25 protein-coding genes and 1 riboswitch are annotated in these 21,511 nt (G+C 38.0%); of the genes, 20 read left to right on the plus strand and 5 right to left on the minus strand.

The annotated features are described in order from the left end of the window. Positions 1–35 precede the first annotated feature (35 nt). Positions 36–2,150 carry an ATP-dependent Clp protease ATP-binding subunit gene (locus MMB69_RS20195; protein WP_277448345.1) on the minus strand — a complete coding sequence of 705 codons (2,115 nt, stop codon included), beginning with the start codon at positions 2,148–2,150 and terminating at the stop codon, positions 36–38. A gap of 420 nt (positions 2,151–2,570) precedes the next feature. Here MMB69_RS20195 and nhaC point away from each other — a divergent pair, with 420 nt between their 5' ends. The 3 genes from nhaC to MMB69_RS20210 all read left to right on the plus strand — a co-directional run bounded on the left by nhaC (position 2,571) and on the right by MMB69_RS20210 (position 5,341). Beyond that, positions 2,571–3,953 (plus strand): Na+/H+ antiporter NhaC, encoded by a 1,383-nt coding sequence (gene nhaC, locus MMB69_RS20200; protein ID WP_264409003.1) that lies wholly within the window; start codon positions 2,571–2,573, stop codon positions 3,951–3,953. Between the two features lie 293 nt (positions 3,954–4,246). Beyond that, entirely contained in the window at positions 4,247–5,128 is an 882-nt protein-coding gene (locus MMB69_RS20205) for an alpha/beta hydrolase family protein (protein ID WP_277448346.1), read from the plus strand. An 87-nt stretch (positions 5,129–5,215) separates the two neighbouring features. Then, a complete protein-coding gene (locus MMB69_RS20210; RefSeq protein ID WP_013082238.1) occupies positions 5,216–5,341 on the plus strand; it encodes a DUF6254 family protein in 126 nt (41 codons plus the stop codon). A gap of 65 nt (positions 5,342–5,406) precedes the next feature. Here the strand turns inward: MMB69_RS20210 and MMB69_RS20215 are convergent, their stop codons facing one another. Further along, complete coding sequence (locus MMB69_RS20215; protein ID WP_277448347.1) at positions 5,407–6,126, minus strand: 3-ketoacyl-ACP reductase; 720 nt, start codon at positions 6,124–6,126, stop codon at positions 5,407–5,409. A gap of 207 nt (positions 6,127–6,333) precedes the next feature. Here MMB69_RS20215 and MMB69_RS20220 point away from each other — a divergent pair, with 207 nt between their 5' ends. The 9 genes from MMB69_RS20220 (at position 6,334) to MMB69_RS20260 (ending at position 14,091) form a co-directional block, all read left to right on the plus strand. Then, on the plus strand, positions 6,334–7,932 hold the full coding sequence (locus MMB69_RS20220; RefSeq protein WP_221785713.1) for a spore germination protein: 1,599 nt from the start codon (positions 6,334–6,336) through the stop codon (positions 7,930–7,932). 24 nt (positions 7,933–7,956) lie between these two features. Then, positions 7,957–9,156 carry a Ger(x)C family spore germination protein gene (locus tag MMB69_RS20225; protein WP_221785712.1) on the plus strand — a complete coding sequence of 400 codons (1,200 nt, stop codon included), beginning with the start codon at positions 7,957–7,959 and terminating at the stop codon, positions 9,154–9,156. A gap of 11 nt (positions 9,157–9,167) precedes the next feature. After that, complete coding sequence (locus tag MMB69_RS20230; RefSeq protein WP_013055980.1) at positions 9,168–9,404, plus strand: hypothetical protein; 237 nt, start codon at positions 9,168–9,170, stop codon at positions 9,402–9,404. A 26-nt stretch (positions 9,405–9,430) separates the two neighbouring features. Beyond that, the gene (locus tag MMB69_RS20235; RefSeq protein WP_221785711.1) at positions 9,431–10,552 is read left to right on the plus strand and encodes a GerAB/ArcD/ProY family transporter; all 1,122 of its coding nucleotides are present in this window, start codon (positions 9,431–9,433) and stop codon (positions 10,550–10,552) included. 72 nt (positions 10,553–10,624) lie between these two features. Further along, positions 10,625–10,668: riboswitch (PreQ1 riboswitch) on the plus strand. Between the two features lie 230 nt (positions 10,669–10,898). Further along, positions 10,899–11,561, plus strand: coding sequence for a 7-cyano-7-deazaguanine synthase QueC (queC, locus tag MMB69_RS20240; RefSeq protein ID WP_221785719.1), 663 nt, complete (start codon positions 10,899–10,901; stop codon positions 11,559–11,561). After that, positions 11,561–12,001 (plus strand): 6-carboxytetrahydropterin synthase QueD, encoded by a 441-nt coding sequence (gene queD / locus MMB69_RS20245; RefSeq protein WP_013055983.1) that lies wholly within the window; start codon positions 11,561–11,563, stop codon positions 11,999–12,001. The genes queC and queD overlap by 1 nt, the downstream gene beginning before the upstream one ends. Next, positions 11,994–12,725 carry a 7-carboxy-7-deazaguanine synthase QueE gene (gene queE, locus MMB69_RS20250; protein WP_025749424.1) on the plus strand — a complete coding sequence of 244 codons (732 nt, stop codon included), beginning with the start codon at positions 11,994–11,996 and terminating at the stop codon, positions 12,723–12,725. Before queD ends, queE begins: the two co-directional genes overlap by 8 nt. Positions 12,726–12,823: 98 nt before the next feature. Then, positions 12,824–13,321, plus strand: a complete 498-nt coding sequence (gene queF, locus MMB69_RS20255) for a preQ(1) synthase (protein ID WP_013082243.1) — start codon at positions 12,824–12,826, stop codon at positions 13,319–13,321. Between the two features lie 68 nt (positions 13,322–13,389). Further along, on the plus strand, positions 13,390–14,091 hold the full coding sequence (locus MMB69_RS20260) for an NAD(P)H-binding protein (RefSeq protein ID WP_013055986.1): 702 nt from the start codon (positions 13,390–13,392) through the stop codon (positions 14,089–14,091). A gap of 33 nt (positions 14,092–14,124) precedes the next feature. Here the strand turns inward: MMB69_RS20260 and MMB69_RS20265 are convergent, their stop codons facing one another. Both MMB69_RS20265 and MMB69_RS20270 read right to left on the minus strand, forming a co-directional pair. Beyond that, entirely contained in the window at positions 14,125–14,352 is a 228-nt protein-coding gene (locus tag MMB69_RS20265) for a hypothetical protein (RefSeq protein WP_029325093.1), read from the minus strand. A gap of 313 nt (positions 14,353–14,665) precedes the next feature. Beyond that, the gene (locus tag MMB69_RS20270) at positions 14,666–14,851 is read right to left on the minus strand and encodes a YkvS family protein (RefSeq protein WP_013082245.1); all 186 of its coding nucleotides are present in this window, start codon (positions 14,849–14,851) and stop codon (positions 14,666–14,668) included. Between the two features lie 307 nt (positions 14,852–15,158). Here MMB69_RS20270 and MMB69_RS20275 point away from each other — a divergent pair, with 307 nt between their 5' ends. The 5 genes from MMB69_RS20275 (at position 15,159) to MMB69_RS20295 (ending at position 18,089) form a co-directional block, all read left to right on the plus strand. Further along, positions 15,159–16,004: a patatin-like phospholipase family protein gene (locus MMB69_RS20275; RefSeq protein WP_013055989.1), complete on the plus strand. Its 846-nt coding sequence runs from the start codon at positions 15,159–15,161 to the stop codon at positions 16,002–16,004. Positions 16,005–16,021: 17 nt separating this feature from the next. After that, a complete protein-coding gene (locus MMB69_RS20280; protein WP_013055990.1) occupies positions 16,022–16,216 on the plus strand; it encodes a hypothetical protein in 195 nt (64 codons plus the stop codon). Positions 16,217–16,363: 147 nt separating this feature from the next. Beyond that, on the plus strand, positions 16,364–16,690 hold the full coding sequence (locus MMB69_RS20285; RefSeq protein ID WP_014461050.1) for a hypothetical protein: 327 nt from the start codon (positions 16,364–16,366) through the stop codon (positions 16,688–16,690). A 312-nt stretch (positions 16,691–17,002) separates the two neighbouring features. After that, positions 17,003–17,704, plus strand: coding sequence for a cell wall hydrolase (locus tag MMB69_RS20290; RefSeq protein ID WP_221813071.1), 702 nt, complete (start codon positions 17,003–17,005; stop codon positions 17,702–17,704). A gap of 130 nt (positions 17,705–17,834) precedes the next feature. Beyond that, a complete protein-coding gene (locus MMB69_RS20295) occupies positions 17,835–18,089 on the plus strand; it encodes a hypothetical protein (RefSeq protein WP_264409006.1) in 255 nt (84 codons plus the stop codon). Here the strand turns inward: MMB69_RS20295 and MMB69_RS20300 are convergent. Further along, positions 18,042–18,401 (minus strand): YueI family protein, encoded by a 360-nt coding sequence (locus tag MMB69_RS20300; protein WP_221785677.1) that lies wholly within the window; start codon positions 18,399–18,401, stop codon positions 18,042–18,044. The two genes, MMB69_RS20295 and MMB69_RS20300, sit on opposite strands and share 48 nt — an antisense overlap. A 675-nt stretch (positions 18,402–19,076) precedes the next feature. Between MMB69_RS20300 and MMB69_RS20305 the strand changes: the two genes are divergently transcribed. The 3 genes from MMB69_RS20305 to MMB69_RS20315 all read left to right on the plus strand — a co-directional run bounded on the left by MMB69_RS20305 (position 19,077) and on the right by MMB69_RS20315 (position 21,451). Beyond that, positions 19,077–19,373 carry a hypothetical protein gene (locus MMB69_RS20305; protein ID WP_221785676.1) on the plus strand — a complete coding sequence of 99 codons (297 nt, stop codon included), beginning with the start codon at positions 19,077–19,079 and terminating at the stop codon, positions 19,371–19,373. Between the two features lie 230 nt (positions 19,374–19,603). Then, entirely contained in the window at positions 19,604–20,902 is a 1,299-nt protein-coding gene (locus tag MMB69_RS20310) for an NCS2 family permease (RefSeq protein ID WP_221785675.1), read from the plus strand. Between the two features lie 174 nt (positions 20,903–21,076). Further along, positions 21,077–21,451 carry a cytochrome-c oxidase gene (locus tag MMB69_RS20315; protein ID WP_277448351.1) on the plus strand — a complete coding sequence of 125 codons (375 nt, stop codon included), beginning with the start codon at positions 21,077–21,079 and terminating at the stop codon, positions 21,449–21,451. Positions 21,452–21,511: the final 60 nt, after the last annotated feature.

Below are 21,511 nucleotides of genomic sequence, written 5' to 3' on the forward strand. Positions count from 1 at the left end.
TAAAAAAAGCGACTCAAGTAGAGTCGCTTTTTCTATTAGTTTTGTACGATGATTTCGCTTGCTTCATTTAACGTTACGTTCACTGTCGATACGTCTGCGTCATCTAAAAGTAAGTCTGTAATTCGATCTTCAAGCTGTTCTTGAATTGCTCGGCGGAGCGGTCTAGCACCGAATGCAGGGTGATAGCCAAGTTCAGCCAGTTTTTCTTTTACTTCAGCTGCTACGCTCAGCGTGATATTTTGTTCTTGTAATGTTTCTTTTAATTCAGCAAGCATAAGGTCCACGATTTTAATCAAGTTGTCTTTTTCAAGATGATTAAATTCAATGATTGTATCAAATCGATTTAAAAACTCTGGTTTGAAATAAGATGAAAGTGAATCTAAAACGGATGCCTGTTTAAGTGCGTCATTTTCTGCGTCAAACCCAACCGTAATTTTCTTTTCACCTATACCAGCGTTACTTGTCATAATGATAACTGTGTCTTTAAAGCTTACTGTGCGACCTTGACTATCTGTTAGACGTCCGTCTTCTAGAATTTGCAGAAACATATGCTGAACGTCTGGATGAGCTTTTTCAATTTCATCTAGTAAGATGATGGAATAAGGATTACGGCGTACTTTCTCTGTTAATTGTCCTGCCTCTTCGTGACCTACGTAGCCAGGAGGTGAACCGATTAATTTAGACACCGCGTGTTTTTCCATATATTCACTCATATCTAGACGAACCATAGCATCTTTTGAGCCGAACAGTTCTTCAGCTAATGTTTTGGTTAACTCTGTTTTACCGACACCTGTTGGGCCGACAAATAAGAATGAACCAATTGGGCGATGCTTCGCTTTTAATCCAGCACGAGAACGTCGAATCGCTTTTGCTACTTTTTCTACAGCTTCCTGCTGTCCGATTACTTTTTGAGCTAAGTGCTCTGCTAAATGCTTCATTTTTGCTGATTCATTTTCTTGAAGTTTACCAACAGGGATACCCGTTTTCTTTTCAATAATTGCTTGAATGTCAGCAATATCCACATTCATTTTTTGCTGTTCTTCGTTTAGTTGTTTTTCAAGAGCAGCTTCTTCATCGCGCAGTTTTGCCGCTACTTCATATTTTTCATCCTTTAGCGCCTGCTCTTTTTCTTTTGTAATTTCTTTTAAGCGAGCGGCCGCGTCGTCTTTATTTGTAATGCCTGCCTGTAAGTTCATTTTTGAACCCGCTTCATCTAGCAAGTCAATTGCTTTATCAGGCAAGAAGCGATCTTGAATGTAGCGGTGTGATAAATTTACACAAGCGCGGATCGCTTCATCTGTATAGCTAACGCCGTGATAATCTTCATATTTACTTTGAATTCCTTTTAGAATTTCAACGGCTTCTTCTACAGACGGTTCGTGAACCATAACCGGCTGGAAGCGTCGTTCAAGAGCCGCGTCTTTTTCAATGGAACGGTACTCTTTTAAAGTTGTAGCTCCGACTACTTGAAGTTCGCCTCGTGCAAGAGCTGGTTTTAAAATATTGCTTGCGTCCATTGAACCTTCCGCTGAACCGGCTCCTACAAGAAGGTGAATTTCATCGATAAATAAAATTACGTTTTTTCGCTGTTGAAGCTCAGAAATTAACTGTTTCATGCGCTCTTCAAATTGACCGCGCACGCCCGTATTAGCTACGAGAGATGCTACATCTAACAGATATACATCTTTATTTAACAGCTTGGCAGGAACTTTTCCTTCCGCAATTTTTAAAGCTAAACCTTCGACTACAGCTGTTTTACCAACACCGGGTTCTCCGATTAGCACCGGGTTGTTTTTGTTTCTTCTATTTAAAATTTCAATGACACGCTCTACTTCTTCTTCGCGGCCAATAACAGGGTCAATTAATCCCGTTTTCGCAATTTGAGTTAAGTTTCGACCAAATTGATCTAAAAAGCTTCCGCCGCCATTTCCTTGCTGCGGCTGTTCCGGTGCAGCTTGTTCGTGAGCCATTTGCTTGAATAAATCATCGATGTTCATAAAGCCGCCACCTCCAAAACCCGATGGGATTTTATGTTCTTTCATTAGTGCTTGATAACATGTATGACATAAACGATATTGAGATTTTTGGTTATTTGTTTGTACATTTAATTGAATAGATGCTTCACGTTTATTACAGTTTTGACAAATCATTTAATTAGCCTCCCTAAATGATTTTAATCGAAGATCAGTAGGTGTTTGACCTTTCTTGACCTTTCGTAATTCCATTATACTTTGACCTTTTTTGACTTTCAAGTCTTTTGCTTAAGAAATTTTTGAGGGAAGTTCTTCTCTTATGTACAAAAGGTAGTACATTAAAAAAACGTGTGTTTTGTGTGTACCCGTTTTATATATGTAAAAACATTAGAAGCATTTTGTAAAATGATTTGCTTAGATAGAGAACAAATATTAATAAGAAGAAAAGTGGACAAAATGAGTGCAGAGCTTACCGTTGGATAAAATAAGTTATTGACAGCAAGAAGGATAAAAATTATACTCAAGAAGGTTTGCACTTAACTGCGTAAAAGCATAAAAGCGTTTAAGTGAAAAAGAAAGATAGAAAGGGAATACCTCATGAAAAAAGAAATTTCATTTATACAATCAATAGCGGTGGTTTTGGTGCTATTAGCTATTATTTTTGTTTCATTATTTATGTTAAAGCTGCCGCCTCATATTCCGCTGATATTTGGTGTAGCATTTATTAGTGTGATTGGCTTTTTGTTGAAATATAAGTGGACAGAAATGGAAAAAGGGATTTTAGACGGTGTTAGACTGGGCATTAAGCCTATCCTTATTTTAATGCTGATCGGGATGCTTATTGCGATTTGGATGGTAGGAGGAACGATACCGACGATTTTATCCTACGGCTTTCACTGGATTTCACCGCAGTACTTTTTAATTAGTGCTTTGGTTATTACCGTATTAGTTTCAACATTCACGGGAAGTTCATTAACAACCGTCAGTACGGTAGGGGTTGCTTTATTTGGCGTAGGAACTGCTATTGGTGTACATCCAGGTCTAGCAGCGGGGATGATTGTTTCAGGAGCTGTGTTTGGAGATAAGATGTCTCCATTGTCTGATACAACAAATTTTGCTTCTGGTATCGTTGAAGTCCCGCTTCCTAAACATATTCAGCACATTACGTGGACGACGGTTCCAAGTATTGTCATTACAGCAATCATTGCACTGGTAATCGGAATCAACGGAAATCAGGAAAGCGTCAATTACGGGGAAATTCAAGGAATTCAAGACGCATTAAAACATACGTTTAATTTACACGTGTTAACGTTGCTTTCTCCACTTTTAGTTCTTGTTTTTTCCATGAGAAGAGTCGATGTATTGCCAACGTTAGTTTTAGGGATTGTAACCGCCATTATTACAGGAATGATTACACAGCATGAATTTACGCTGAGTCAATTGCTAGGCGTTCTTCAAAGCGGGCCGGCAGTAGAGTCAGGAAATAAAGTAGTCGATGCGATTGTAAATAAAGGCGGATTACAGTCCATGATGTTTTCTATTTCTCTTATCATGATTGCCTTGTCGCTAGGTGGCTTGATGAGAGCGATTGGAATTATTGATGCTTTATTAGAAGGATTAGCAAAACAAATCCGCCGCAGCGGAGACGTTATTTTTGCTACGCTTCTATCTTCAATTGGAGTGAACGTTATTACAGGAGAACAGTATTTATCGATTCTTCTGCCTGGGCAAACGTTTAAGCCGCTCTATGAAAAGTGGAACTTAGACCCAAAAAACTTATCACGAACGCTTGAAGACGGAGGAACGGTTATTAATGCTATTATTCCGTGGGGTGTCAGCGGTGCTTTTATTTCAACAGCATTAAATATTCCAGCAGCTGACTACGTTCCATTTACATTCTTTAGCATTTTATGTCCGATCTTTTCGGTTATTTTAGCATATACAGGCATTGGTATTGCCAAGAAAAAAGCTCAGTCTTAACTGGGCTTTTTTCTTTTTGAAAAAGGACAGGTAAAAAACGACAAAAAAAGTATTATTCCACTTTTCAAATCTATAATTTAATAATACAATTTACTATACGTCTTTCTTGTTCATGTATTCGTATGAATTCTTATTTCTTTACAGATGAAGAAATTTGGGTTTTGCGTTATGATAAATAAGCTGTATTGGCGATGGGATGAATGCCCTTTTTAGCAAACATTTAAGAAGGGTAAAGCCAAATGAAAACACTCATTATAAAAGAGAAAAGATATTTATTGAGGAGAGGGTTTCTGTTGAAAAAATGGGGCATCATTGCATTAATCACTGTAGCTGTGCTCGGTGTGACAGCGGTTTTTAACCGAGCTGAAAGTGATGATGTAAATAAAGAAAAATTGAATTTATTATCGCCTTATTCAAATAAAGTAGATGTATATAGCATTACGTATCCTAGTGATAATTTAAAGATAAAAGGGTTTTTAGTACAGCCTAAAGACATTGCAGACAAACATTATCCGCTTTTAGTATATAATCGCGGAGGAAATCGCGAACATGGCATGATTCGCGCAAAAACACTGCAGTACTTATCATATTGGGCAAGTAAAGGCTACGTCGTGGTTGCGACTCAATACAGGGGAAATGGCGGAAGTGAAGGTACAGAGACGTACGGCGGTAAAGATATTGACGACGTATTAAATCTTATTAAGTGGGGAGAACAGCTTCCTTATGTAAATCACCAGCAAAAGGTAGCGCTAGGATATTCACGCGGCGGCATGATGACGTATTTAACGATGAAAAACGGCGTTAAATTTGATGCAGTTGTCGTACAATCAGGTATTACAGACATGTTTCAATTCTATGATCAAAGAGGGCCTGAAATGAAACAAGTGCTGCGGACGATTGTAGGAGATCCGGCGCAGTATCCAGAGAGGTATAAAAGTCGTTCTGTTGTCTATTGGAGCGATAAAGTAAATTCACCTCTTTTGATTTTACAGGGTGATCATGATCGTAAAGTTCACCACACGCAGGCTGAAAAGCTTTTGAAACAATTAGATGAGCAGGGAAAAGAATACAAATATGTACTGTACAAAAACGGAGACCATCCCCTAACTGCTTATTATGATCAATATAACGCGGAAATTGATAAATGGTTTAAAATACATTTAGCTAAGCAGTAAAGAAATTGGAAGCAGTTTTGATGAATGGAAAAGAGCAGCTTGTTTTATCCTACTACATGTAAGCATATAAAAAGGGGATGAAGCAAAATGACTCAGTCTAAAAGTCAAAAAGAGCGTCAGTGGAATGTACGAAAACAATCACAAAACCCATCGCATGGAAAAGTAAAATCTTTTGAAGAACTATCAGAAGAAATCACGCCTAAACGTAAATAAGGTAACCATCATATAAAGGAAGACACAAAAAAGGAGAGCTGAAGCTCTCCTTTTTCTATGTTTGTTTATGGATTTGTGGACCACATGCCCGCAGATTTGATAAAAATACGCGGATGCAGTTTTAATTGTGCTACCATAATTTCTGCTAGGTCTTCAGGCTGCATCACTTTATCAGGATTGCCATCCGTTAAGTTTTCTTTATATGCTAATTCCGTTGCTACTGTACTTGGTGTTAGCGCTGTTACACGAATATTGTGTTTGCGTACTTCTAGCGCTAGAGATTCAGTTAAGCCGAGCACGCCAAATTTTGAAGCACTGTAAGCACTTGTAACGGGAGCGCCTTTTTGACCAGCAGTGGATGAAATATTGATGATGTCTCCACCGTTTTTTTCGATTAATTGAGGTAGAACGGCGCGCGTTACGTAGTAAACGCCCATTAAATTCACATCAATGATTTGTTTCCACTCAGCTGGGTCTAGCTCTAAAAAGCTTCCGAATTTACCGATTCCTGCATTGTTGATTAAGATATCCGTTGCCCCTAATTTTGTATGTAGATGCTCAACTGCTGCGTTTACTTCTTCCATAGAAGAAACATCTGCTGTTGCATAAGCAACGTGTACATCAAATGCTTCTAGTTCAGAAGCAACAGCCTTTAAATCTGCCTCTGTACGAGCAATTAAACCGATATTTACGCCTTCTTTTGCTAATTCAACCGCAGTTGAACGACCGATGCCTTTTCCTGCTCCTGTAATAAGAGCTACTTTGCCTTTAAGTGATTGTGCCATGTATAGACTCCTTTCAATATTCTGCATAAACATTCTTCATAATAACAAAGAATTATCCATTACTATCCTATAGAAATGCACAAATGATGTCAAAAATAAAGATTATTAAAATGGCTTCAAGTATAAATTTCCTTTTCATACAAAAACTATAAAGACTAAAAAGAAGAAATTCCGTTTCTTTTCGTTCAATGTAGTGGAGGATGAGCAATGCGTATAAAAAAACTATCTGAGTTAACGAATAAATCCAAACAGCGGAAAGAAAAAGCTGATGAATCGAAGGACTCTAAGGAAACTAGTGCTTCTTCTACACAGGAAGAGCAGAAATTATCGGAGAGGGTGGGAGATAATTTATCCCGCATGAAAAAAGCACTGGGACAGAGCACGGACTTAGTTGTGCGAGAGTTTCGAATTTCGATTGAAGAAAAATTCACTTTAGGCGTTGCTTACATCGACGGATTAGTAAATAAAGACGAAGTTGAACACTATGCGCTGGACTCCATTATGCACTATCACGATGAACATTTAACACATGATGACGGCATCGTTAATATGTACGAATTGATTAAAAGCTATAGTTTGGCAGCGGGTGAAATCACCGAAGCAAAAACATTGAATGACGCTCTTCTTCATATTTTATCAGGAGACACCGTGCTATTTTTAGAAGGGTATCAAACGTGTATTGTCGCAAGTACAAGAGGCTGGAGAGACAGAGCCGTTTCTGAACCACAATCTCAGACCGTTGTAAGAGGGCCTCGAGACAGTTTCACAGAAACACTGCGAACGAATACCGCATTGATTCGGCGCCGAATAAAATCTCCAAAACTTTGGATTGAATCTCAGCAAATAGGAGAGTTTACAAAAACGGATATTGCGCTCATTTATATAGACGGCATTGCGGATGAACAGGTCATTCAAGAGGTAAAAGAGCGTCTTTCTAAAATTGATATAGACGGTATTTTGGAGAGCGGATACATAGAAGAGTTGATTCAAGATGAAGATTATACACCTTTTCCTACTATGCATAACACGGAGCGTCCAGACTCCGTGGCAGCAGGTCTTTTAGAGGGGCGAATAGCCATTTTAGTAGACGGTACACCTTTTGTATTAATGGTCCCTGCCCTATTTATTCAATTTTTTCAAGCAGCCGAAGATTATTACCAGCGTGCAGATATTAGTACATTGATTCGCTTAATGCGCTACATGGCATTTTTCTTAGCCCTTTTAACACCTTCCGCTTATATTGCTTTAACTACTTTTCATCAAGAGATGCTTCCTTTTGCTTTGTTAATTAGTATTGCAGCTCAAAGGGAAGGTGTTCCGTTTCCTGCTATTATTGAAGCGTTTATTATGGAAATCACGTTTGAAATTTTACGAGAAGCAGGAGTCCGATTGCCTCGAGCAGTAGGTTCAGCTATTTCGATTGTGGGAGCACTCGTTTTAGGAGAAGCTGCCGTACAAGCGGGATTAGTTTCACCTGCAATGGTTATCGTTGTATCCATCACCGCTATTAGTAACTTTGTGTCACCTGTGTATGATATGGCTATTGCAGTAAGGATGCTGCGCTTTATTTTAATGGTTTTAGCAGCTACTTTTGGCTTATTCGGTATTATTCTGGGGCTAATTTTAATGATTTTACATTTATGCAGCTTAAGGTCATTTGGAGTCCCTTATATGACACCTATGGCTCCATTTGTGAAGCGTGATCAAAAGGATGTTCTAATTAGACGTTCGATCAAAAAAATGAAAACAAGGCCAAAGCTTATTAACGAGAAGAATATTTCACGTCAAAAGACGCAAAAAAACTAAACTGTGTAAAGGTGGCCGTTTACTATGAAAGCATTTCTAATGTTATGTATCTGTTCATTGCTATTAAGCGGCTGCTGGAGCAGTCGAGAGTTGAATGAACTAGCCATTACGGTTGCTGTCGGAATTGATAAAGCAGAAGATGGCATCATTGTTACAGTTCAGCTGATTAACCCTGGTGATATTCAGGCCAAAACCCCTACAAACGGGCCTTCTGTTACCACATTTTCTATTAAGGCTTCGTCTGTAATGGAAGGGTTAAGAAAAATAACGACAAAATCCCCGCGGAAAATTTATCTTTCTCATTTACGAATGCTCGTCATTAGCGAAAGTATGGCGGAAGACGGTATCGCTGAAGTGCTTGATTTCTTTGCTCGGGATCATGAAGTGCGTACCGATTATTTTGTTGTTATTGCTAAAAACACGAAAGCATCGAGCGTGCTGAACGTATTAACAACAATCGAAAAAATACCAGCTAACCATATGTTTGCTTCATTAGACGTGTCACAGCGTATTTGGGCACCTACTAGAGGAGTAAAGTTAAATGAACTGATTAGCAATTTAACCAGCGAAGGAAAGCAGGCGGTGTTATCAGGAGTATTGTTAAAAGGCAATGTGAAAAATGCAGGAGATATGTCTAGCATTTCTCGCACCAATCTTTCCACTCTGCTCAATTTCAAAGGATTGGGTGTCTTTCAAAATGATAAGCTTATCGGCTGGTTCAATGAAGACGAAAGTAAAGGATATAACTATATTACAGGAAATGTAAAAAGTACGTTAATTGTTATTCCATGCGAAAAAAAAGAAAAACAGCATGATATCATCGGAGTAGAAATGCTTCGAACGAATGTCAAGGTGACAGCTACTATGAAAAATCATAAACCTCATATTCACGTTGATTTAAAAGGAGAAGCGAACGTGGCTGATGTAGAGTGTCAAGTGAATTTACAGGACCCAGCTGTAATCAATATGCTCGAACGAAAAACAGCAGCCGACGTAAAAGAAAAAATGAATGACGCGGTGGAAAAAGCTCAAAAAACCTATAAAAGCGATATCTTTGGTTTTGGCGAAGCGTTTTACAGACAAGATGTGAAAAGATGGTACAAAATGAAAAGAGACTGGAACAGAATTTACGCAGAGGATTTAACCGTCGATTTAGATGCAAAAGTTCAAATCCGTCGCTTAGGCACGCTAAATAACTCATATATGAAGCAAATGAAGCATTAAGGAGAAAGAAAATGGAGGGATTTATCGCCTTACTTGTACTGCTTGCTTATTTGACTAAAAAAATCATGATCAACTTCCGAAAGGAAAAGTATTACCGTGAAATAGTCGTCTACCTTTGTCTCATAGGTTTGGGTCTATTCTTTTGGGGAGCGATTACACTCCGTAAAGAAGTTCCTACGCCTCTGTACTTTTTAGAGGCACTAATTAAGCCTCTTACTAGAACCGTTCATCATCTGTTATTCACGTGAGCAAGCATGTAGGAGAGAAGGTGTGTATGATGCAAATAAAAGAATATATTAGTCCGAAACAATTTCTTTTTCTAATTTATGTTTTTTGTATCGGAAGCGCCATCTTGGCAGTTCCGGCTACATTATTAGAGACGAATAGACAAAATGCGTGGTTTTGCGGTGTGCTTGCTATTGGCTTTGCACTTTTAATCGTTGCGGTGCTTTTATGGCTGATTCAGTGTTACCCTCAGCAAACATTCATTCAAATAGCTAAAAAGGCGCTCGGTCGTTATGCCGGAACGTGTATTTCTCTTATTTACATTTTCTTCATGTTCATTCAATCTACGTTTTCGCTTCGAGACATCAGTACGTTTATGACGACTCAAATTGTCCCTGAAACGCTGCCTACGTGGATTCATGCTCTTGTTCTTTTAGCTGTTATATACGGAGGGTATTTAGGTATTGAAGTGGTAGCTAGAACCGCGGAAATCTTTTTGCCGTGGATTGTGGTCCCCTTTTTATTGTTAATTGTTTTAAATATTCCTCAGATGAAAATTGATCGTCTTTATCCTTTTTTTGAATTCAGCATGGGTGATTTAGTATTAGGGACCACTTATTTTTTAGGAAACCCGTTTATGGAATTGATTTTTATTCTAATGATTACGCCTCATGTAAAAGGTGGAAAAAAGGTAAAAAAAATGTTTGTTATCGGCACTGTCGCATCGGGCTTGACGATTACGATTGCAGTTGCGGCTTGTATATTAGCTCTTGGCGCGAATATTGCATCGATGCACAGTTATCCAGTTTATTTATTAGGGAAAATGATTTCGTTGGGTGCAACGATTCAGCATGTTGAAGTATTAGTAGCTATTATTTGGATGTTATCTATCTTTTTTAAAGTTGTCATTGTGTTCTATGCTATTCAGTTAAGTATCGTCCAATTGTGTAATTTACGGGTGCGCAATTTTTTAAGCTTTCCTTTAGGCCTAATTATTACAGGCGTGGCGTATTACATTATTCCCAATACAGCGTACTTCAATTATTTTGAAAAATATTACTGGCCGTTTTATTTATTTGTACTAAGCGTCTGTTTTCCGTTGTTATTTATTGCGCTTTCTTATATAAAGAAAAATAAGGCAGCTAAAGGCGATAGAAGCCAACAAACATAGCATTATTTATACACATGTGGTATAGTATACGATGACAATTCAAGAAGAAACGCCGTACACGTTTGTATACGTACGGGAGAGGTTCGAAAACTCCCTCTATAAAAAACTAAGATCATCGTTGATGACAAAAGACACGGTTTTAGCGTGTCTTCTTTCACGTGCTTTTCTATTAACACGTCTTTTTGACGTGTTTGGTAAGGACGTGTATCTTAGTTGCTTTTTAGGGAGATTGCTGGAAAAGAGCAGTCTCTTTTTTGTGTTATAAAATTAGTCACAAAGGGAACGAACGGTTCAATAAAGTTTCTTCTTCTTTTGATTTCAATCAAAAAGGAGACGAACAATAATGATGAAAAATGAAAAAGCGATTGTTGTATTTAGCGGAGGTCAAGATAGTACAACATGTCTGTTTTGGGCTTTGAAAAACTTTAAAGAAGTAGAAACGGTTACTTTTCAATACGGTCAGCGTCATAGTCAAGAGATAGAGGTAGCAAAAGATATCGCAGCTGATTTAGGTGTGAAGCATACCGTACTAGATATGTCACTTTTAAATCAATTAGCACCAAATGCCTTAACGCGAGATGATATTGAGATCGAGCAAAAAGAAGGAGAGTTGCCTACAACGTTTGTGGATGGCCGCAATCTGTTATTTTTATCATTTGCAGCCGTACTGGCTAAAAACAGCGGAGGCCGTCATATCGTAACAGGCGTTTGTGAAACTGATTTTTCAGGATATCCAGACTGTCGAGACGTATTTGTGAAATCGTTAAACGTCACGCTTAATTTATCAATGGACTTTGAGTTTGTGATTCATACGCCGCTTATGTGGATTGATAAAGCAGAAACGTGGGCATTAGCGGATGAGCTAGGAGCGCTTGAATATGTGCGTGAAAAAACGTTAACGTGCTACAACGGTATTGTTGCTGACGGATGCGGTGAATGTCCCGCATGTCAATTGCGAAAGCGTGGATTAGATCAATACCTGCAAACAAAAGAAGGAGGAGAAAAATAATGCTGCAACAAATGTATCCTCAAGTGTTTCATGACTATGAATATGAACTGAACAAAGATATGCAGTTTGCTGCGGCACATTTTGTTCCTCACACAGAAGCAGGTAAATGCCGTCAAGTCCATGGACATACGTATTTTGTAAATCTAACTGTTGCCGGAGATACATTAGACGAAGCGGGCTTTTTAGTAAACTTTGCGCTATTGAAAAAAATTGTTTCTGGTCAATTTGATCATACATTATTGAACGATCATTCTATCTTTAACGAAGAAAATCCAAATGATTTTCCTACAACTGAAGTTGTTGCCCGTAAAATTTATGAGTTGGTTCAAGAATATCTAGACACACTACCAAATAAGCCTTCTTGCGTACAAGTATTCGTGCGGGAAACGCCGACAAGTTACGTAGTTTACCGCCCAAAGAAGGTGAAAAAACGTGGCTAATACAATTCCAGTACTTGAAATATTCGGACCAACAATTCAAGGGGAAGGAATGGTTGTAGGACGTAAGACGATGTTTGTTCGTACCGCCGGTTGTGATTATTCCTGCAGCTGGTGTGATTCAGCTTTTACATGGGATGGATCAGCTAAAAACGATATTCGTCAGCTAACAGCAGAACAAATTTGGACGGAGCTAAAAGAAATTGGAGGAGAGTGCTTTGATCACGTCACCATTTCTGGAGGAAACCCTGCGCTTATCAAGGCGATTGGTTCACTTGTAGAGCTTTTGCACAGTCATGGGGTAAAAGCAGCTCTTGAAACACAGGGAAGCCGTTATCAGGATTGGTTTCTAAAGATCGATGATTTAACGATTTCTCCTAAGCCTCCAAGTTCATTAATGAAAACAAATTTCTCCGTATTAGACGATATTATAGAGACATTAATAAAGGAAAAACGCATGGCGCATATAAGCATAAAAGTCGTTGTATTTAATGATGAGGACTTTGAGTATGCAGCGTCTGTTCATGAACGTTATCCTGAGGTTCCATTTTTTGTTCAAGTAGGCAACGAGGACTTAACGACAATCGATAATGCGTCGTTAACACAAGAATTGCTTAAAAAGTATGAGTGGTTAATTGATAAGGCAGTAGCAGCTAAAAACATGAACGATGTAAGAGTTCTGCCGCAGGTTCACGCCCTTGTTTGGGGAAATAAACGAGGCGTGTAAGCGTATAGCAAAAAATTTACAAAGAAAAATAAAAACAGATATATACAAAATAAAAAAACGCTGTTAGAATGACAATCGTAGAAAGAGAGGAAATGCAAATGAGCGGTCGAAAAGATGAAGAATTAGAAGGTGTATCACTCCTTGGAAATCAAGGAACAAACTATTTGTTTGAATATGCACCAGAGATTCTAGAAGCATTTGATAACAAACACCCAAATCGTGATTATTTTGTGAAATTCAACTGTCCGGAATTTACGAGCTTATGTCCAAAAACAGGTCAGCCGGATTTCGCAACCATTTATATTAGCTACATTCCAGATGAAAAAATGGTAGAAAGCAAGTCGTTAAAGCTTTATTTGTTCAGCTTCCGTAACCATGGAGATTTCCATGAAGACTGTATGAACATTATTATGAATGACTTAATTAAACTGATGAATCCAAGATATATTGAAGTATGGGGAAAATTCACACCGCGCGGCGGGATTTCAATTGATCCATATACAAACTATGGCCGTCCCGGTACGAAGTATGAAGAAATGGCTAATTATCGCCTGATGAATCATGATTTATACCCAGAAACAATTGATAATCGTTAATTCGAACAAACAGGTTGTGTATGCAACCTGTTTTCCATTGCAAAAACAACAGGTGAGAAGGTGAAAGAATGTCACAGAGATCAGCATTAGTATTAGGTGCAAGCGGACTTGTTGGTCAAGAACTTTTAAAAATGTTATTAAGCAACAGCTTATATAACCATGTGACAGTGTTTGTTCGAAAAAAGCTACCAATCGAACACACAAAGCTACGTCAGCTTGAAATTGATTTTTCAGAGCTTGATAAGCACGAAGAATGCTTTGCAGTTGATGATGTATATTGCTGTTTAGGCACGACAATGAAAAAAGCAAAAACAAAAGCGAAATTCATTAAGGTGGACTACGAATTTCCTTTAAAAGCGGCTAAATGTGCAGAAAAATATCGCTGCAAAAACTTTTTAACGATTACAGCAATTGGTGCTGATCTTCGTTCGCCATTCTTTTACAGTAAAGTAAAGGGACAAGTAGAAGAAGATATCGCAAGCTTGTATATCCGTTCTACTCACTTTTTCCGCCCATCGTTATTATTAGGCAAGCGCCAAGAGTTTCGCCTATTTGAAAAGATTGGGGGATACACGTTGAAGTCGTGTTCATTTTGCCTTGTAGGAAAGTGGAGAAAGTATCGTCCAATTAAAGCGTATAACGTAGCCAAATCGATGATGAAAGCTGCTCTTGAAGATAAATGTGGCGTTCATGTACATGAAAGCCAAGACATTTATACAGGTGAATGCTATTATTCGTTTACCAACGGCAAGCGAGTATTATCAAAATAAAGAAAAGCCTCTTCATAAGAAGGGGCTTTTTTTCTATCTTCCGTCACCATCCGCATCTCCACCGCTATCTCCATCGCCATCATGATCGTGATTAGAAGCAGATTCACTCCAGCTTGTGTAGGAGTTAGAATCTTCTTCGGCATAATTCATGGGCTCAACGGATGTTTTTTTATTTGAAGTTTGTTTGCGTTTAAAAACGAACTGCACGATGAAAAAAAGAATGACAATAAGAGCGACGATAAACAATACAGTATCAAACATGCTAGTAGTTCCTTTCGGTAAGAAGATAGTAGTAGCTTTTTTATTGTCACACGAAAATAAGCCCCTTTCAAGAAAAAAGGGGCCTGTTTTTGTTTCTTTAAGGAAACTTTTTTTATCTTAGCCATATATTATTGTATGAAGAAACATTTTAGAAAAGAGGGAGTACAGTGAAAAAAAGTTCGAAGGATGTTAAGGTGCAACAGTATATTTACCTCATGTATAAACTAGGGATTATTACAGAAGAACAAAAGAATCAATTCTTTCAAAACCAATAAAAAAGCAACCGCTTTTGCTTTCCGGCTGCTTTTTCTCTTTACATAGCTGGATTAATGATGATGTAGTTTTTGTGGTTGACAACAGTTCGCTGTTCTAAGTCTAAATCGCGGTAGTTTGTCATGTAAGTCAAATCTACAATCACGGAGTTTTCATTTACTTTTTCGACAATGCCCTGTAAGCCATTTTTAAATTCTATCAAGTTTCCTACCTCTGCTATTTTCATGATTCATCGCTCCTTTGTTTTAAATTAGTTCATTATAAATTTTTTCAATAATTTTAATTTTAAAAATAGTAAAACTAGTTAGCGTTTTCTTTTTTACAATTTTGCCTTAAAACTGGGAATTAGTAAAGAGTTTTTTGAAAAAATATAAAATAAAATTGAAAAAATAAGTAAAATGTGCTGAGAAACAAAAGGAATTGGTAGCTTTTACGAAAGAGAGAAGCAGGACAGTTCCATCTTTGTTCATCTTTCGTTATAATAAACGAGGTATAATCTTGTCATAAATTATAAGAATTAGAAGGTGTAGAAATTGAAAGATACTGGACTCGTGCTCGAAGGAGGCGGTATGAGAGGCCTTTATACAACTGGAGTTTTAGATTACTTTATGGAAAGAAATCTGTACCTTCCGTATGTAATTGGCGTTTCAGCCGGCGCTTGTCATGCCACTTCTTATTTATCTAGACAAATAGGAAGAAGTCGCAAAGCTAATTTAGATTTTTTAGAGGATCCTCGCTACTTGTCGTGGAAAAATTATTTTAAAACAAAAGAGATATTTGGAATGGATTTCGTTTTTGATGAAATTCCTAATCAGCTTCTTCCATTTGACTTTGAGGCATTTGCTGAGCGTACAGAGAAGCTTGTAGTAGGAGCAACGGACTGTGTGACGGGAGAACCCGTTTATTTTGATGAGTATGACCGGGACATTTTGACAGCGGTTCGCGCTTCTAGTTCCCTTCCATTTTTAGCACCTGTCGTTACATATAAAGGAAAAGAGCTGTTAGACGGAGGAATCAGTGATCCGATTCCAATCAAAAAAGCAGTGCAGGATGGATATAGAAAAAATATTGTTGTGCTAACGCGAAATGAAGGATATCGAAAAAAGAAATCAAATATGCTTTGGTTATTGAAGCGCAAATATCGTCATTATGATGGGCTGACTCGTGCGCTTGAAAACCGCTATAAATTGTATAATGAAACATTGTCATATATTGAAGAACAGGAAAGACAGGGGAATATCTTTGTGATTCGTCCGCAAACCCCTCTTGTAGTAGGACGAATTGAGAAGAATCGTGAGCGTCTCGACGCTCTTTACAACCAAGGATATAAAGAAGCTGAAGCTCAATTTGCATCTCTGCAAAATTGGCTGAACAGTTAAAAGCGAGGTGAAACTGAATGGATGAACAAACAGCCATAAACATGTTGAATGAGTTAAGTGAAGGAAAAGTAACCGAAATTAAAGTTAAAAAAGAAGACTTTCTTGCTTTTCGCCCTTTTTTAGTAAATCGCCCTGATTTCAAACATTTTCGTGGAATAGCCGGACGCGGTGGAGATTTCACCTATACGTATCTAGAAATTCCTAGGAGCTAAACGAAATGATGGCATTATTTGATTATGCCTTATATAATGGATGTATGAGCCTGTACAGTAGAGAATATACTGTTACAAGTGCTTGTGCGTTTATTTAGTAGCGTACGGTAAGAGCGAATAAACGTTTTTAGTTATAGGAGGGATATTATGGATGAGTTTCGAAAAAGTACAGCACCTTTTTATTTTGCAGATCATATATGGAAAGATAAAAATGGAATGACGACTTATGGGATGCTGTTAACGAACCGGCCCGAAGATGACGGGGACTATGACCTCCATTCGTTATTAGAAGAAGCATATGTAGATCATAAAAAAATTCTAATTACTACTGTTTACGACAACAGTGAACAGCAGTTGACCGGATACGTGATACATTTAGCAGATGATCAAGACGTCTTTACGTTTATGGATGATACGGGTGCTAAGCTAGTGATTGATTTCTATGACGTTGTAGAAATTGAGATTGAAGATTAAAAAGAGCTGAATGTTGATTACAACATTCAGCTTTTTTATGTAAAAGCAGATGAATTTAGATGTTTACTATGAGAAGCAAAAGGGAAATAAAATTGGAGAAATTTCTGATTAAACTGAAATAAAGCGGGAAAATATACCTGTATTTTAGAAAAATTACCGTGATTATGACAAAAAACAAGGTACAATGTCATATTTGTGTTCCGAACGTAATTTTGTTCATCAAACTTAAAGAAATGTAATTGAATCGTTCGGTGAAACCCCTATATAGCTATGATAGAGTAATACCATACGAAATTTCAGGAGGTATTACCTATGAAACATAGTTATATGAAATCAATGGTAGTAGCATGTTTAGCTACTCTTTCATTTATAGGTTTTAATGCAACAGCTACGGCTGCAACTAATTATAAAGTAGTCAAAGGCGATAGTCTTTGGAAGTTAGGTAAAAGATATAGTGTAACAATTGACGATATTAAAAAATTAAACAATCGTCAAGGAGATATGATTTATATTGGTGAAACATTAGCTATTCCGAGTAAGACAAAAGTGCTGGCTGCTGAAACAACGGAACCTTCAACGGCAGCACCGGCTCATACGGCTAAGCCAGAAGCAAAACCCGCAGAGCAGGAAACACCTGCAGTTTCGATCTCTGCAAGTGAAAAAGATTTATTAGCTCGCTTAGTAGAAGCTGAAGCAAAAGGCGAATCATATGAAGGAAAAGTAGGGGTAGCAACAGTGGTGTTAAACCGTGTAGATTCTCCGAAGTTTCCAGATACGGTAACAGGAGTTATTAAACAAGTTGTCGGAAAAGCATATGCTTTTTCACCGGTCCAAAACGGATCAATTAACAAACCTGCTTCAGAAGATTCGAAAAAAGCAGTAGAGCAAGCATTGACTAGAAAAGATCGTTTAGATGATTCCATTTACTTTTATAATCCAAAAACAGCTACCGATAACTGGATTCGTTCACGTGCTGTAATTAAAACAATTGATCATCATGTATTTGCTAAATAAAAAAGAGGCTGCGACAAAAGTATTTTAGACGAATTAAAAAACGAACCCTTAATCAAGATGTTTGATTAGTGGTTCGTTTTTTATTAAGGTGAACGTAGGCTCGATTTGTTTAGGTCTTTCTAGCAGTTGATTGGAGGGCAAGGCGGAAGACTCCTGCGGGAAAAGCGGAACAGGTGAGACCCCACAGGAGCGTATGCGACGAGGAGGCTCAGCGGCCGCCCGCGGAAAGCGAAGTCTTGCACGGAAATCAACTGCCGTGTCACAAGCGGTTCAGCTCATGTATCTTATTTGTTCGTCTTTAGATTGGATTCATTTCGTTATGTGTCAACCTCTTTTTTTAGTCTACAAAGATATCTCGTTCCAAACTGCCTTCAGAACCCGTTAAAACCAGACCAATATCAGTATCAGCTTCTAAGTTCTGAACGATGGTAAAAGGCACTTTATGTTGGTTAGCCGCTTGAATATAGGGGGAGAGGTATGAATAAGACAAGGAGCCATTTAAAAACAAATGACCGTCTTTCACTTTTTTTAAAAGAGGCTTTATTTTTGCTGCATCCTTTTTCATGACTTGCCCCTTTTTTAGCGCAAATTCAATATTCTCACGTAGAGCAGTTAAGAAATATCTTCTTTCGTCTCTTTTTGTTTCCTTTGCTCCGTACATTCCTCGTTCTAAGTATTCTTCTAGTTGATCAGACATTGCGTCACTTCCTTTCGTTATAAACTATAAACGATTATGGCTATAAGTAAAAGGGACAGGAAAAAAGGAAAATCACTGTGCTATATCACCTGTTTTTTTGCTGAGTACAAAGAAAAACAAAAAAAATGTTGAAATTTAGCCTGAAATATTGTTTAATGTAAATAGATAGAAAATCATATCGGTTTTTTATTAAAGGTTTGTAAGCGATTACAGATATACATACATAGCAGCGTTTGGGGAGACGCTCCTATGATTTTATGTTCAAAGCGTATTGTATAAAAAGGGGATTATATAGCTTTAGGGCATATACGGTCAAGCAAAGGGTCAGATAAATTAATAAAAAATCGCTATGTATTTTCATAAGAAGAACGGTCAACATTTTTGTTGAGCGTTCTTTTTATATGTTCATATTATGTTTATTTCTCATTGCAGCAGCTGCTGCAAATTATAAAGGTGCATTCCTCGTTTCATCTCTCTTATTTTACATAAGTTACATGTAGTATGTTTCAAAGCCTTAAAAAATATATGTTTGTACGCTTGTTTAATCCTAATGAGGTAGTAGAAAAGGAATATTTTTTAAGAAATCACAAAAAAAGAGGCGATTGCCTATGCAAGAAGTAGGTGAATAACATATGTAATAAAGAGAATGAAATATAATTTGAGGAGGCATGTATCATGCAAGAATTTGATATTAATGACATAAGAAGACCATTCGGTGGTTTTGGAGGCTTTGGAGGCTTTGGTCGTCCAGGATTCGGTTTCGGTCGCCCAGGTTTTGGTTTCGGCCGTCCTGGTTTTGGTTTCGGTCGTCCTGGTTTTGGCTTCGGCCGTCCGGGGTTCGGCTTTGGCTTTGGAGCTCCATTTCTTGGAGGATTAGTTCTTGGAAGTGCACTAGGAGGTCCAGGTTATTACGGTTATCCACCACCATATTATTATCCGCCGTACCCACCATATTACCCTTATTATTATTAAAACAATGAGCGCTGATAAAGCGCTCTTTTATTATGTCCAATCCAAGGTATATATAGAATGAATGGAAGACGTTACGTTTAGAAAATGATAACAGTTTTAAATAAGGAATGAACGCTTAAGCTAAAGGAGACAAGTTTTCCTTGCAACAATTGTTGATTTTGCTATAATAACTTCGGTGGCATTTTTGGTCACTGGGTGGGCGAGGGATAGATGAAAAGAAGGAAATTAGATTGAACGCATTATTTGAAAAGTTGTTTCGTTTAAACGACCACCAAACAACTGTTGGAAAAGAAAGCTTAGCTGGGGTCATTTCATTTCTTTCCATCGTGTATATTATTGCTGTTAATTCAACCATTTTGTCTGATGCCGGTATTCCGCTTGAAGCAGGAATATTCGCAACAGTAGCTTCGGCTTTTGTAGGCTGTGTTATTATGGCTTTTTGGGCAAATGCGCCTCTTATTCTGGTGCCAGGTATGGGGATTAATGCATTGTTTACGTATACGATGGTTCAATCAATGGGGTTATCTTGGCAAGAAGGGTTATTAGCAGTAGTGATATCCGGCTTTCTTTTTATAGCATTAGCTTTTTCACGACTGTCTGCCAAAATTGTCTCTTCGATTCCGCATTCGCTAAAAGAAGCGATAACAGTCGGTGTTGGCTTATTTTTAACATTTATCGGTTTGCAAAAAGGGAAGCTTGTAGTTCCAAGCGAAAACACTTTTGTAGCACTTGGAGACTTGTCAGATCCGTTTGTGATCAGTACGCTGTTGACGTTAATTATCACAATCGTACTGTTTATCCGAAATGTGAAAGGTAACTTTTTGTTAAGCATGATTGCTGGATCAGTCCTTGCCTTCTTGCTTGGTGTAAGAAGCGGTGCAGAAAAAGGACAGTCCGCTGAGAGCGTGAACGACTTCTTTAGCAGCTTTGGCACATTGTCTTTTGGAGCTATTGGAGACGTTGCGTTTTGGGCAGCTGTCTTTTCATTAACAATGGTATTGATTTTTGAAAATATCGGTTTGCTGCATGGTCAGCTAGGTATGATGAATCAAGATAGCAAATTTCCGCGGGCCTTTCAAGCAACAGCCGCCTCAGCGTTACTAAGCGGCGTGTTTGGAACAAGTCCAACGGTGTCTTCTGTAGAAGGAGCATCTGGTATTGCAGCTGGAGGGCGAACGGGTTTAACATCGCTGATTACAGGAGTTTTATTTTTAAGTTCACTTCTGTTTATTCCATTTATCAAGCTGGTTCCAGATAGTGCTATTGCACCTATTCTTATTGTTATTGGAGCATTGATGATTCAAAATATCAAAAACATCAATTTACAGGACTTAACAGAAGGTTTCCCTGCATTTTTAATTATTGCGCTTATTCCTCTTACGTACAGCATTGCTGATGGAATTGCATTTGGGTTCATTGCGTATCCACTGCTTAAATTATTCCTTGGTAAAATGCGTGAAGTATCGATGTTTATGTATGTAAGCGCGCTGTTGTTTTTCTTGAATTTTGTGCTGCATTATATTGCTTAAAATAGACAGCTGAGTACTTTTGCTCAGCTGTTTTTTGTGTTTGCGGTAAAGAATCCTCTTTTTAGATATCATACTCCGTATTTCGTGTCCTTTGGTTAATCAGCCGCTTCTAAAATGACGTTTCCTGCGTAAAGTAGTACAGAAGTCGTAGGGGGATATAAGGGGGAGAAAACAATGGGAATTAAATTAATTAAAATATCAGCCGTTTATTTTGGAATTGGCATCATATTGGGGTATTATATGTCAATTGTTCACAGCTACGCTTTGACGCCTGTTCACGTGCACATCAATTTATTAGGATGGACGTCGCTTACATTAGCGGGGCTTATTTATTATTTGTTTCCTGCGTTTAGCGAAAGTAAATTAGCTAAACTGCACGTATGGTTGCATAATATAGGATTACCGGCCATGATGATTGGTTTATTTTTCATGATCGTACTAGAAAACCAAGCTTTTACACCCGTAGTGGCAGCAGGAGCAACACTTACGGCTATTGGCGTTTTAATTTTCGTATATCACATCCTTAAAAATTTGAAATCGGAACGATAAACGAAGAAGGTCGTTGACGATGGCTGCTAATTTCAAAAGGAAAAAGAACCAGCTATGGCG

The organism is Priestia sp. P5, from assembly GCF_029522155.1.
Taxonomy (GTDB): domain Bacteria; phylum Bacillota; class Bacilli; order Bacillales; family Bacillaceae_H; genus Priestia; species Priestia megaterium_E.